Raw genomic sequence first — 13,439 nt, 5'->3', positions numbered from 1 at the left:
TTTACAGGATCGCCCGTGCTTAATACCCAATTTTCACCATGGCCAAGCTTTAGTGAAGAAGAAATTTCCGCCGTTAGCCAAGTATTACAATCAAATAAAGTTAATTACTGGACCGGACAACAAGGTCGTGATTTTGAAAAAGAATTTGCTAGCTACACTGATAGCCAATATGCCATTGCACTCGCTAATGGCACATTAGCTTTAGATTTAGCCCTACATGCTTTAGAGCTAGGCAGTGGTGATGAAGTTATTGTCACCTCGAGAACTTTTATTGCTTCCATCAGTAGCATTATCAATGCTGGTGCAACACCGGTTTTTGCCGATGTCGAACTTGATAGCCAAAATATCAGCGCTAAGACCATTAAAGCAGTATTAACAAAAAAAACTAAAGCCATTATCTGTGTACATTTATCGGGTTGGCCGTGTGAAATGGACGACATTATGACGCTAGCTAAAGCAGAAAATCTTTATGTTATCGAAGATTGCGCTCAAGCGCACGGCACTAAATACAAAGGCCGCTCCGTCGGCAGTATTGGTCATATCGGTGCTTGGTCATTTTGCCAAGATAAAATAATGACCACAGGTGGTGAAGGTGGCATGTTAACCACTAATAATGAAAACTTATGGCGTAAAGCCTGGGCTTTTAAAGATCATGGTAAATCTTATGCTGCCGTGTATGAGCAAGAACACCCCCCAGGTTATCGTTGGCTACATGAAAGCTTTGGCACTAATTGGCGTCTTACTGAAATGCAATCAGCTATTGGTCGTATTCAACTTAAGCGTATGGCTAATTGGACCAAGCTGCGTAATGAAAATGCTGAGAGGATCTTTCAAGTTTGTCGACAATACCCTTGGTTAATTGTCCCAACGGTACCCGATTATATCGTGCACGCCTATTACAAGTGTTATGTTTTTGTTGATGCTGAAAAATTACCTACTGATGTCTCTCGAGACGATATCATCAATATCATTCATCAGCATAATATACCTTGTTATTCTGGTAGTTGTTCAGAAGTCTATAAAGAAAAGGCTTTCGAACGAACCAATTTACGGCCTAAAGTAGATTTAAAAAATGCTCAAACCTTAGGTAGTACAAGTTTAATGTTTTTAGTGCACCCAACGCTTACTAACAATGAAATGAATACAATGTGCCAAGGGCTCACTCAAGCGTTTGATATCATTGATAACAAAGGTTAAAGCTGTATTTTACTGAAAAGTATTTACCTAAATCTTACAATTAAACAATGACAATGTAACAATATGTTGCAAGAATACTGTTCAAAGATCGTTATTGCAGTTTTGCATTAAAACGGCGTGTTGTAAGGTATATTTTCATGGTTAGACCTATTGATTTAATCCCAGGTTCAGTGAAGCTGATTTTAGCACTGGCTTACGACCTGTTAGCTCTTAGCATCGCTTTTTACCTTGCCTACATTATTCGCTTAGGCGTTGATAGTGTTGAAATTTCTTGGCAAGAAAATATCGCATTTATCACCGTAGTCAGTTCAACATTAGTGCTATTTTATAGCTTTGATGTTTATAATTCTGTCGTGCGTTTTTTCAACGCTAAAGCCTTTCTGAAGATCCAATTATTACTAGTCATTGCCAGTATTATTTTCTATTTAACCAGCTTTTTAATCGATGCTTTCGTTCCTAGATCTGTGCCTATTGTATTTTTAGTACTTGCCAGCCTGCAAATTGCAGGTGCGAGAACTTTAGTGAGTTTAGTGTCGAAAAAGCGTTGGTTTGACGAACGTGAAGGTGTGGTTATTTATGGTGCAAGTAGTGCTGGCAGGCAACTCGTGCACGCCTTATCGCAAGGAAGAAAATATCAACCGTTGGCATTCATAGATGAAAAAAAGCATTATGTTGATCGCAAAGTGTTGGGACTGAAAATATATTCCCATAAAAATATCGACAAGCTGATTAAAAAATATGGCCAATTCAAAGTATTGATTGCCATTCCACAAGTTGACCCTATTCGCTTGAAACAAGTTGTGGCACATATTGAACCTTATGCGCTTGAGCTATTAATAGTACCCGATATGTCGGATATTGTGTCCGGTAAACGTAGCATTGATGAATTAAGAGAGGTTTCGGTTGATGAATTACTTGGCCGTAAGCCTGTAGAGCCGATAGCTGAGTTACTCAGCGCCAATATTAGCGATAAAATTGTGCTGGTTTCTGGTGCTGGTGGCTCCATAGGTAAAGAGCTCTGCCGACAAATAGTATTGAACAAACCACAAAAACTCATACTGCTTGATGTTAGCGAGGCACAGCTTTATGAAATTCATCAAGAACTTAGTGAAACTTTACAAGAAACAACCAACCCTCTTAGCGTTGAAGCTTTGATCGGTAATGTGCAAAATGGCATGTTAATGAGCCATATTCTTCGCAAGCACCGCGTACAAACTATCTATCATGCTGCAGCATACAAGCACGTACCTATGGTAGAGAATAATGTTATCGCCGGCGTCACGAATAATGTTTTCGGCACCTACGAAATAGCACAAGCGGCTATCTACTGTAAAGTGGAAACCTTTGTGCTGATTTCTACTGACAAAGCCGTAAGACCGACTAATGTCATGGGCGCAACTAAGCGTTTAGCCGAGTTAGTGCTACAGGGTTTAGCAAAAAAAGATCATCACACACGTTTTGTCATGGTGCGTTTTGGTAACGTGCTAGGCTCATCAGGCTCAGTAGTGCCTTTATTTAAAAAACAAATTAAACGCGGTGGCCCTATTACCATTACCCATCCCGATATTATTCGTTATTTTATGACCATTCCTGAAGCCGCGCAGCTCGTTATTCAAGCAGGAGCTATGGGTACGGGTGGTGATGTTTTTGTGCTCGACATGGGCAATCCGGTAAAAATAGTCGACTTAGCCTATAAAATGACACACTTAATGGGCTTAACCATTAAAGATCAGCAAAACCCCAATGGTGATATTGCTATACAGTTCAGCGGCTTGCGGCCGGGTGAAAAACTTTTTGAAGAATTACTGATTGACGATAATGCCAAGAAAACTCAACACCAACGTATTCTCACCGCCAATGAACGTTCATTACATTATAGTGATGTCGCTAAAATCATTGCGCAACTAAAAGATGCGATGCGCGATGAAGATGAAACTAAAATTCGTCAATTACTGATCGCTGCCCCACTGGACTATCAGCCGACCGTTAGCAACACAGTGCAACAAAAGCCTGAAAAACCATTAACCAGCCATGTTGCCTAAGCTAATTTAATTGTAATCAAGCTTGCGTTACTGCCTCACTAACATCAACCAAGCATTGGCATAATCAGGTAAGTGCTTATTCGCTTTATAATAGTCTTGCCAACCGTAATAGCTATCGACTAATAAGTCGAGTTGAAATAGGTTGTTATCAAATGCGCCACCCTGATCAGAAAGTACACCCAAACGTGAAACATTTTCATTTTCCGATGTATAAGTCACCATAAATAACTTACCTAAACCTAGTTCAGCAACATTACCCGCAAAAGATACCTGTGGCGAGATAGCAATTTTACTGTCAAGTGTTTCACCATAGCCCATAATGCTCGGCACTTCAGAAAAATACCAATAGCGCGCTTGTTCACGTTTACCTATAGCATAATCATAAGCAATACCATTATTACGATGCACATTGAAATAACGTCGAACACCATCAACTTCAACAACACCTGTGCCTTGTAATAACACATCATGTAAAGCTTCTTCGGTTAACCATATCAACGGCTTAGCTAATTTTTTTTCTTCTAGCATACCGGCAATAATATCTTGCCGGGTATATTTATGACGCGTGAGCGACAAATCATCATTAGCTTCCTCTAAGGTCAAGGCCAATTCATCATAAGGTAAAGCATAAAGAGCCTGATTATAGCGCGGAGTTTTAACTGCACTAGCCGTTAACAACTTAGTGTAATATTTGGTTAAAAATATCTTATCACTTGGTATGGTATTCAACATGCGAGACTTGTTAGCATTGGTACTTTTAATGGCAATTTCTTGAGCGGTTTTGATATCCGGTGTCCAACGGTAAAAATCAAAATTATCAATTAAAAACTGCTTATCATGTAAGCGGCTATGGCGTTTTGCTCGTACATCTTCTCGGTAAGTTTGACAAATAAACGCTAAAGTTTTTTTGACCTTAATTAGCGTTACACTCTCGTCAAATACTGTCCCAGCATGCACGGCAAACTTGTCAGCTGAAAATTGCGTTAAATAACGCTGTGTTTCATCAGCAACATCACACAAGGCACTGGCTTTAAAATCAGTCATGTTAGCTAGGTTTGGTGCTTTATCGAGATTAAAAAATCGAACGGGGCTGTCAGCAAAACTCTGAGAGCTGGCAACGAAAAAAACTAAAAAAGGGAGTAAAATGCGCATAATAAATAGAGTCACAACACTGAATATGGCTCCATGGTATGACAATCACCAAACCTGCGCTACTGTCATTATCAAAAAACCTGCTTCAATGCTCTTCCGCAAATTTTTCTCGATAAACCTTGCTGACTGAGAAAATATAGCGATAATCGGGCAAGGTTTTGTGAGCAAAGGTAATGAAGTGCAATTATTAGAAATAGAGTGTGTAGGCAAAAAATTACGATTAGAAGGTTCAATGGCCGGATGGCAAGAATTGTTTTGGGACGAGCAATGTGTCTCACAAATTAATGCGAATGCCGACGGTGATGTATTTTCACATAAATTTTCTCTACAAAGTGAGCAAGGCGAGCTACCCATTGAACTTAACGGTTCATTGCAATGGCAACCTTTTGCACTGCAATTTCAATTGTTAGTTAATAACGAACTATTACACGACAATACGCTACTTGAAAAAGACATAGAACAACGTCAAATTACCGTTGGTGAAAAACAACCAATTAAATTTAGCTTCATAGGTATGGCAGGCCTAGGTTTAAAGCTATTAAAAAGTGCCAAAGTCATTAAAGTGCTGTTTGCTGCTGGTAGTTTGGCGGCTTATAGTTGGTTATTTTCTATCGAATTCGCCATCGCGCTCATTCTTTGTTTAGTTTTTCATGAATATGGTCACATCAAGGCAATGAAATACTTTGGCCTAAAAACCAAAGGTATATACCTCATTCCCTTTGTTGGTGGCTTAGCATTAAGCGATGACAAAATTAATACTCGCTGGCAAGACATTGTTATTTCAATTATGGGGCCATTTTTCGGCTTAATACTGTCTATTGCCTGTTTAATTGGTTATTGGCTGACCGATATTGAAATACTGGCCGGTTTAGCAGTATTTAATGCCTTACTCAATTTATTCAACTTGTTACCTATATTGCCATTAGACGGTGGTCACGTACTTAAAAGTATCGCTTTCTCCATCAATTCTAAAGTCGGCTTAATTGCCTGTGCGTTAGGAGCAGCGCTAGGTATTTATATCAGTTATTATTTTGGTTTAGCGCTATTAGGCTTTTTATTGGCCATTGGTAGCATTGAAATATTCTTTGAATATAAACGTCGACACCTCAGCCAGTTGCTGCCACTTAATCGTTACGCACAAATCGTATCAGCTATTTGGTATGTTGTTACGGTTGGTGGTTTAAGTGCCATTATTTGGCTAGTTGGCCAAACAGCTAATGACGCTTTGTCACTGCCGCTTAAAATATTGGCTAGTTAAGCGCGCTCTAATCAAGATGAAATATAGTTAAGGCCTAAGTTGACGATAATTAATGGCTGGCAGCAAGCGCCAGCCTTGTGATTGTGGGTGCTGGTGCTGGTGAAAATAGTAGTAAACTACTCCGCTAGTAAGTAAAAAGGAACAAGGTGTGATTTCGAAAAAAGTAAGAGAGTTATTTGTCTCTTTAATGGAAGCAACGGACGACTCTGCCGTTAGCTATGATGGTGAAACAGAGCAATACAGCGGTTTTTTCAATAGCACAGTTGTTGACAAGTATATTGAGCTAGGCGCACTAGAATTAGTTGAAGGAGGCAATGGCCCAACAGTTATTCTGCTCAACAACCGAGACGACTTTTTAAGCTCATTCGCCGCAGGTGTTCGCGAGGCCAAGAACGGCGCAGATCAATCATACGCCGACTACAACGCCAATCCGTTTGCCTTTTCTGTTGGCTTTGAACACTTTCATCAAATAACCAAGAAAAAACGCCAGTTAGTGGGTTATATTTGTCATGGCTTTGAAAATGATGAAACCGGATTGCTGCATTCGCAATGATGCTATAAATTCGTAGCGAGTTAACCTCAATAAATCGTTTCCAACGCTGTATTTAAGTATTGAGTAACACCATAACAATCACTAAAACATTATTTTTAGCCCGCTACTGCAATATTTTATATTATCATTTAACAACAGAAAGTTACTTATCTTCAAGCAATTCAGTTAAGCAAACTACTTGTTCGGTTAATGCAGCAACTTGTTGTTCTAATACGAGTACTCGCTGAACCAATTGCTCATCATCTTCGACACGGCTAACTTGAGTTTGAGCAGGGTTAACCTCCATTAATTCACTTTCATCAAGCACTGAGAATAATTGCACATAGCGAGATTCCCGCTTACCGGGTAAACGTTCCAGCTTTTTAACCAGTATTTGATTATTTAAGTTTTGTAATTGATTTAACGCGCTTTCAACTTCATTGACATCAGTAAAGTCAGCAAGACGATTACTACGTGTTCTTAATTCACCCGGCGTTTGAGGTCCTCTGAGCAATAATAGACAGATAATAGCTCGTTGTTGTGTAGTGAATTTTAAATCGCCAAACTCAGTATCACAAAAGCGATGAATATATTTACTCACGCGCCCCGAGGCTTTGTGGTCTATCATTAATAGGTTCATTTTTACCAATTCATCAACGTTATCTTGCACCTCAGCTTCACTAAGTGACATAACTGGCTCACGGTTACTTTTTTGATTACAAGCTGTTGTTATACCGTTAATTGAAAGAGGGTATTGCTCAGGCGTAGTGGTTTCTTTTTCTAGCATGATACCAATAATACGGCATTGCTCTATGGATAGTGTGATCATATGGAGGCATCCTAATTGAAAATAGCGAGTTAACTCAAACTTCAGTCTGTTATAGCAAGCAATATACACCTTTACTATGCCATCATGATTAATTTATCAGAGAAAAGCAGACGCAGCATGCACGATTAAGTAATAACTAGACTAATACCAAGTCTATTAAGTTTGTGCCCACTCAGAGAAACTTAGTAGAATTGGTATAACAAAGCTTGAAAGTTTTAATTACTGGTCTAGGCTAAACTTATCTCCTTCGTGGACTTTTAAGCCACACAAAGCCCGCTAACAACAATAGAGATACTTACATTCAAAATATTCACTTCGTGAGGTTCTGAAACTGAGTGAATATTAACGAATTTATAAATAAAGGACTCGTAGGAAAAAGTAATCAGGACTAAAATAACTGGTGTGGGGCACTTTTAAAATCACATTGTTTGTCAAACTGCAGACTTTGTCAGCATTGTTCATAGTTATATGAAGTATTAGTCATCGTTTAATTCGAATTAAAGTTTAAAGACGGAGTAAGCAAATGAGAACGGCTAATAAAAATGCCCTGGTGTTAATGACATCAGCGCTATTCACAAGTATGACGGCAATAGCAGCTGACGAACTGCAGATATCAACAATACAACCAACGCAAATAGCTTTTAGCGCTAACAACACAACTGGAAATACCTATATCATTCAACTGGTTGAACCAGCAATTGCCGTATATGAAGGTGGCATAGAGGGTTTTGAGGCCACTAGCGCGAATGCAAACGGGAAAAAAAAATTAGATGCAAAAAGCAAGAAAGCAAAAAAATATCAACAACACCTCAAAAACAAACAACAAAGAGTACTCAAAGAGGCCGGGGGAAACTTAATAGAAACTTAGCACCTAAATATGAATATCAGCATGCAATCAATGGGTTCGCTCTAGAACTGAGCGCCGAAGAAGCAAAAATGCTCTCTGCTATGGACGGGGTTTTAAGCGTACAAAAGGAAAGGTTTGAGCAGCTGTTGACCGATGTTGGGCCACAGTGGATAGGCGCTGAACATATCTGGAATTCAAATAGTGATGGGCCTAAAGGTGAAGCTATGGTGGTGGCGGTATTAGATACTGGCATTAATAGCGATCACCCTTCCTTTGCCGACATTGGTGGTGACGGCTACGATCACACCAACCCACTTGGTACCGGCGTTTATTTACCCGGTAGCTATTATGCTACGGTTGATGCAAGTTTTTGTAATGATAAGCTGATTGGCGCATGGGATTTTGTTGCTTCAGATGGTACCGTGCCAGAAGATAACGATGGCCATGGCAGTCACACCGCTTCAACTGCGGCCGGTAATGTTGTCAATGGCGCAACCTTAATAGCACCTACGACATCGGCAAGCTTCAATATTTCAGGGGTAGCACCACACGCTAATATTATTGCCTATGATGTCTGTGACGATGGTTGTCCTGGATCTGCACTGGTAGCTGCAATCAACCAAGTTATCATTGATGCAAGTAACCTACCCAATGGTATCGCGGCATTGAACTACTCTATTTCCGGTGGCGGCGATCCCTATAATGATACAGTTGAGTTAGGTTTTCTAGCCGCTGTGGAAGCAGGAATATATGTTGCTGCGTCCGCGGGAAATTCAGGTCCTGCAGCAAGTACTGTCGCTCACTTGGGCCCGTGGGTGATGTGATGGACGCTCCCAATTACGGCGTCAATGCGCCAAACTGGTTAAAAACAATCAGTTAATTTAAGGAACGTCCGTCATGAAAGTTAGCACAATATCAATTGATTTAGCAAAAAACGTTTTTCAACTCATGGGGTTTACTGAGGCTAATAAAGGCGTTTTTAATAAGCGCTTGAACCGCGCTCAACTGAAGCATTTTATGCAAATGCAACCCCCATGTCGTGTTGTGATGGAGGCCTGTTATTCTTCTCATTATTGGGGCCGGTTGTTTGAATCCATCGGTCACACTGTGCACTTAATTCCTGCGCAACACGTGACACCTTTTGTGCGAGGAAACAAGAATGACAGTAACGATACACTGGCCATATTCGAAGCAAGTAGGCGACCTTTCATTCGGTTTGTCCCCATCAAAACCCAAACTCAGCAAGAAACGTTAATGCTACATCGCTTGCGAGAAAGGTTACTTAAAACACGTACAGCGGTCACTAATCAACTACGTGGTTTATTAGCTGACATTGGCCTTGTTTTCCCGTTAGGCATACCTGCTTTTAATGAAAGTATGCAAGCATTATCACTTGATACCACGTTATCGGTATCAGTTCAGTGGCTAGTTAACGATGTTTATCAAGAATTCAAAACCTTAAACCTACGTATTAAAGCGATTGAAAAACAATTAAAAACTGACATTGAAGCCAATTCATTAGGGCAAATACTATTGAGTATCCCTGGCATTGGTTACCTCAATGCTTCTGCCTTTATTGCCTCTATAGGCAGTGGACAAGCCTTCACCAGTGCACGCGACTTTGCTGTTTGGCTAGGCATTACACCCAAACAATTTGCCTCAGGCAATAAAAGCGTGATGGGCGGCATCAGTAAACGTGGAGACCAATACCTGCGTAAACAGCTTATCCATGGTGCGCGTGCCATCATCGTTCATGCCAGAAAGAAACACGATGCATTGAGTGTGTGGATAACCCAGTTAAGTGCACGAAAACCGTTCAATTGTACCGCGGTTGCCACTGCGCACAAGTTAGCACGCATCATGTGGACATTGTTACAAAAGCAATGCCATTACACGCCTCAACCGGTTAAGGTAATCACATGATTGACGACCCGTTTTACCCTCTAGTAAGCCTGTGTAGGACAAAGGCCATGAGTCTGTGTGGGTGTTTAGGCTGCTAGAGGGGACTTAATTTATCCAGAAAACTTTTCAAGACTGTTGTTGATAAGATGAAAAAAAAAGGCACTAGCCAACTAGAACAAAGCCTGTGAGAGGACAAGTGTATCTATCACGTTTGGGTGAACAATGTTTTAAGGTATTTCTAGTTCGCAACTTATCTGGAGCATGGATAACAAACCATAGCTCGAATATATGTCAGTACAGTTTGCTTTAAGCAAGCGAAAGCGCCTGTCATCATGAACAAAAGTATGAAAAGAGTAATGCTCAGTAATCAAAAACATAAGCCCGTTTTGTTATGTTTTCGTATTCACTTGGGTTGACATCAAGGAAGCGTCCATATATGTCCACTACGGCAGCATCCACCCATAACCGAAAAATTGCCAATAACCTCGTAAATTTGAGCAGTGACAGTTCGGCACTCGCTGATATTAGTGGTTCCAGTTTTAGCGCAGGTTATGGCCCAGCGCCTATTATGCATGCTAATACCACGGCATTTGATCCAACAGGGCAATGCTTAACTCCTTTCCCCGCTGGCACATTCAACGGCGAAATCGTGGTCTGTGACCGCGGTACTATTGCCCGTACTGCTAAGGGACAGAACGTATTAGCTGGTGGTGCAGGCGGCTATGTCTTAGCCAACTTAGGTCAGGGCGAAAGTACTGTCGCTGACGGACACTTTTTACCTGCCATCCATATTGGTGACACAGCCGGTATCGCTTTACGCGATTGGCTCGCTAGTAATACCGAGACCATGGCTACCATTACCCCCTCTGGCTTTAACTTAGACCCAGAAAACGGCGATATTATGGCCGACTTTAGTTCACGTGGACCACAACTAGCATTCAATGTCCTGAAACCTGACATCACTGCCCCGGGCGTAGATATTATGGGTGCTGAAGCCAATGGTCAGGCGCCTGCTCCCGAATATCAAATTATTAGCGGTACTTCAATGTCTAGTCCTCACAACGCCGGCGCCGGTGCCCTTATGGCGGCCGCACACCCAGACTGGACCCCGACTGAAATCAAATCAGCAATGATGATGTCTGCAGTAACCGCCAATACTTTCAAAGAAGATGGCGCTACGCCGACCGATGCCTTTGACTTAGGTGCTGGTCGGATAGAGCTTAGTGCAGCCGACGAAGTTGGCTTAGTCATGAGTGAAACCGTCGCCAATTTCCTTGCCGCTAACCCCGCACTTGGCGGCGATCCCAAGTCGTTGAACTTACCAAGCATGATGGACAGTAATTGTGTTGGCACCTGTTCGTGGACCCGCGTGGTTACCAATAAAACCAAGCATACTGGACATTGGAATGTTACTGCTAATGGTAGTGGTTTTGAACTTGAGGTAGCAGTTTCACCGCAAGCAAAAAGCAAAAAGCATAATCTGAAGCTAAAAGCTGGCGAAAGTGCCACCATAACCATCACCGCCCACAATTATAGCTCAGCAGGTGGTTGGCAGTTTGGCAGTCTAAAATTAGACAGCAACGGAAATAGCAGCCCAGATTTACATATGCCATTAGCGGTATTTGCGTCAAAAGCTAGTAATGCTGAGTTATTTAGCAAAACAGTCGACCGCGAAACGGCTGCTAGCGGTGACATCTTAAGCTATCAGCTAAAAGTAACGAATGGCCAACTAGACGGTCCTATTACCGTTACGGACGTCGTGCCAGCAGGTAGCAGCTATGTGGCAGGCACAGCAATGGAATCAGTGGTCAGTGGCGTAACAACGTCAGCCTGGGCTTATGATGCCAATAGCAATAGTTTATCTTGGACCGGCGAGCTTGATTCCGGTGGTATCGAAGTCGCGTTGGATAACGGTGGATTGCTTTTTGGGTATGTTCCACTTTCAGGATTTTTTGCACCACTGCCACTAACCTGTAACAGCGATTGCGATGATGGCGGATACGCATTTAATGTACCGCCCTATACCTATAATGGCCAAACTTATACGCAAACCCTTATGTCGGTCAATGGCACGCTAGAAGCGGGATTGAACAGCGGCCAATTTAGCAGTTTTAATAATCAAAACCTGCCAGATGCTACGGCGCCAAATAACATATTGGCACCGTTCTGGCGCGATCTCAACCTCAATGCAGGCGGTAATATGTATAGTGGCACTCTATCAGCTGGTCCTTTTTCATGGACGATATATGAATGGGAGGCAGTGCCGCATTTTGGCAGCAGCAATAGTGTGAGCATGCAAGTCTGGATAGGGGTGAATGGCACGCCAGTCGAAGGTGATATTCACTTCGTCTATGGCGATATGTCTAGTGGCACAGCTAATGGTGGTACCGTAGGGGCTGAGAATGCTACCGGTAGCCTAGGAAAAAGCTACTTTTACAACGGCAATGGCAATGCGCCAGTAGAAGGTGACGAGATTAGGGTCTCCACTGTCTTCGGTGGTGAAGCCAACTTGTCCTTTAAAGTAATGACGGACTGTAGCGAAGACTTAGTGATCAACCAAGCCAACATGAATAATGCTAGCAAAGGTGAAGTGGCGATTGCGGTAACTTCATGTCAGTAATAAAAAATATAAGTAAGTACTAACAACACTGACTTTTTAGCGTAGAGAACTATGAAGCCCGGACATACCGGGCTTTTCATTATCAGAAGTAGTCGCTATTCTATGTTCTGGATCTGAAAACTAATTTAAAACTACATTCAACCCCAATAACAGCAACTTAAGACCAAAAACAAGACGACTTAATGTTGACGTGTAACCTTTGGTGTAACCAGTTGCTTTATTATTGGATGGGTTCTGCTAGCTCTGAATCAACTTTCCCAAGGGATATGTAATCCAAATTCCACTTTATAAATTTAGAGTTATTTAATTGCTCAAGTGTAAGATTACTTTCTGAAATAAATGCAGTTTTATTTAGCTCAATTCCATTAACTTTTTTAAACAATTCTGAAACCTTATTCAAAAAGACTTCAAATCTAGATACATCACTGTCTTCCTCATTACACATAAGATCATAGCTAGTATTAGATAATGTATAGAATATAGATATATTGTAAGAGTTAGCATCATCAAGATCTTTAGTCGGCTCATCAATCAACAAATAAACTGAACGGCATAATTTTCCTACTTCTTTGCTATAAAGTGTTTTTAGTTTATTTCTCAAGCTACCAATTCTCAAATCAAACTTATCAGGTAAAGCACTAGCAATATACCTATTTGACATCCATCTCTTAATGTCTGTTCTATTAGTCTCACTTAAAACAAAACTACATACATTAGATTCATCTAGCTTTTTACGAGATATAAACCCTCTATAGTTTTGATTAAATCGATATGTCACATTAGTGGAACTGCATGTGATATCGAATAATCTTGGATTTTTACCATACATATTATTCGCTAAGCATTCGTTTACCACATGGCCTAAAATGTACTCTAAGTTTTCTTCAACATTATAACTAGGGTGAAGTAAAGAGCAGGGGTGAGAGAGAACAAGATAAACACCGTTTGTATCTTGATGTTCGGCTTTAATTGCCTGATACAGCTCTGGTGCAGAATCAACATTAAAAGCAGTACATTGATCCCAGCCTATTTCTAATGCTTTTATCTTATTAAAACTCAC

At 41.0% G+C, this 13,439-nt stretch carries 11 protein-coding genes and 1 pseudogene; 9 read left to right on the top strand and 3 right to left on the bottom strand.

Annotation, left to right across the window (positions count from 1 at the left end; translation table 11 throughout):
* Positions 1-15: 15 nt before the first annotated feature.
* On the top strand, positions 16-1,197 hold the full coding sequence (locus FGD67_RS12560; protein ID WP_257171496.1) for a DegT/DnrJ/EryC1/StrS aminotransferase family protein: 1,182 nt from the start codon (positions 16-18) through the stop codon (positions 1,195-1,197).
* A gap of 137 nt (positions 1,198-1,334) precedes the next feature.
* Entirely contained in the window at positions 1,335-3,239 is a 1,905-nt protein-coding gene (locus tag FGD67_RS12555) for a nucleoside-diphosphate sugar epimerase/dehydratase (protein WP_257171495.1), read from the top strand.
* 27 nt (positions 3,240-3,266) lie between these two features.
* Here the strand turns inward: FGD67_RS12555 and FGD67_RS12550 are convergent, their stop codons facing one another.
* Positions 3,267-4,406 (bottom strand): MltA domain-containing protein, encoded by a 1,140-nt coding sequence (locus FGD67_RS12550; protein ID WP_257171494.1) that lies wholly within the window; start codon positions 4,404-4,406, stop codon positions 3,267-3,269.
* Between the two features lie 163 nt (positions 4,407-4,569).
* Between FGD67_RS12550 and FGD67_RS12545 the strand changes: the two genes are divergently transcribed.
* Together FGD67_RS12545 and FGD67_RS12540 are read left to right on the top strand one after the other, a co-directional pair.
* Positions 4,570-5,649: a metalloprotease gene (locus FGD67_RS12545; protein WP_257175112.1), complete on the top strand. Its 1,080-nt coding sequence runs from the start codon at positions 4,570-4,572 to the stop codon at positions 5,647-5,649.
* A 148-nt stretch (positions 5,650-5,797) separates the two neighbouring features.
* The gene (locus tag FGD67_RS12540) at positions 5,798-6,202 is read left to right on the top strand and encodes a hypothetical protein (RefSeq protein WP_257171493.1); all 405 of its coding nucleotides are present in this window, start codon (positions 5,798-5,800) and stop codon (positions 6,200-6,202) included.
* Positions 6,203-6,344: 142 nt separating this feature from the next.
* Here FGD67_RS12540 and FGD67_RS12535 read toward each other — a convergent pair whose 3' ends face one another.
* Entirely contained in the window at positions 6,345-7,010 is a 666-nt protein-coding gene (locus FGD67_RS12535) for a YceH family protein (protein WP_257171492.1), read from the bottom strand.
* 523 nt (positions 7,011-7,533) lie between these two features.
* Between FGD67_RS12535 and FGD67_RS12530 the strand changes: the two genes are divergently transcribed.
* From FGD67_RS12530 to FGD67_RS12515, 5 genes and pseudogenes are all read left to right on the top strand, one after another.
* Positions 7,534-7,878: a hypothetical protein gene (locus FGD67_RS12530; protein WP_257171491.1), complete on the top strand. Its 345-nt coding sequence runs from the start codon at positions 7,534-7,536 to the stop codon at positions 7,876-7,878.
* Positions 7,878-7,934: pseudogene (locus tag FGD67_RS21925) on the top strand (hypothetical protein); the annotation flags it as partial. The gene FGD67_RS12530 and the pseudogene FGD67_RS21925, both read left to right, overlap by 1 nt.
* A 12-nt stretch (positions 7,935-7,946) precedes the next feature.
* Positions 7,947-8,681: a S8 family serine peptidase gene (locus FGD67_RS12525; protein WP_257171490.1), complete on the top strand. Its 735-nt coding sequence runs from the start codon at positions 7,947-7,949 to the stop codon at positions 8,679-8,681.
* A 73-nt stretch (positions 8,682-8,754) separates the two neighbouring features.
* Positions 8,755-9,780: an IS110 family transposase gene (locus FGD67_RS12520; RefSeq protein WP_257171489.1), complete on the top strand. Its 1,026-nt coding sequence runs from the start codon at positions 8,755-8,757 to the stop codon at positions 9,778-9,780.
* Positions 9,781-10,195: 415 nt separating this feature from the next.
* Positions 10,196-12,379 carry a S8 family serine peptidase gene (locus tag FGD67_RS12515; RefSeq protein ID WP_257171488.1) on the top strand — a complete coding sequence of 728 codons (2,184 nt, stop codon included), beginning with the start codon at positions 10,196-10,198 and terminating at the stop codon, positions 12,377-12,379.
* Between the two features lie 220 nt (positions 12,380-12,599).
* Here the strand turns inward: FGD67_RS12515 and FGD67_RS12510 are convergent, their stop codons facing one another.
* Entirely contained in the window at positions 12,600-13,439 is an 840-nt protein-coding gene (locus FGD67_RS12510) for a hypothetical protein (RefSeq protein WP_257171487.1), read from the bottom strand.

The sequence above is a fragment of the Colwellia sp. M166 genome, from assembly GCF_024585285.1.
Classification (GTDB): domain Bacteria; phylum Pseudomonadota; class Gammaproteobacteria; order Enterobacterales; family Alteromonadaceae; genus Cognaticolwellia.
The sequence above is the reverse complement of the archived record's forward strand: the minus strand, read 5'-3'. Positions and strand labels throughout refer to the sequence as shown.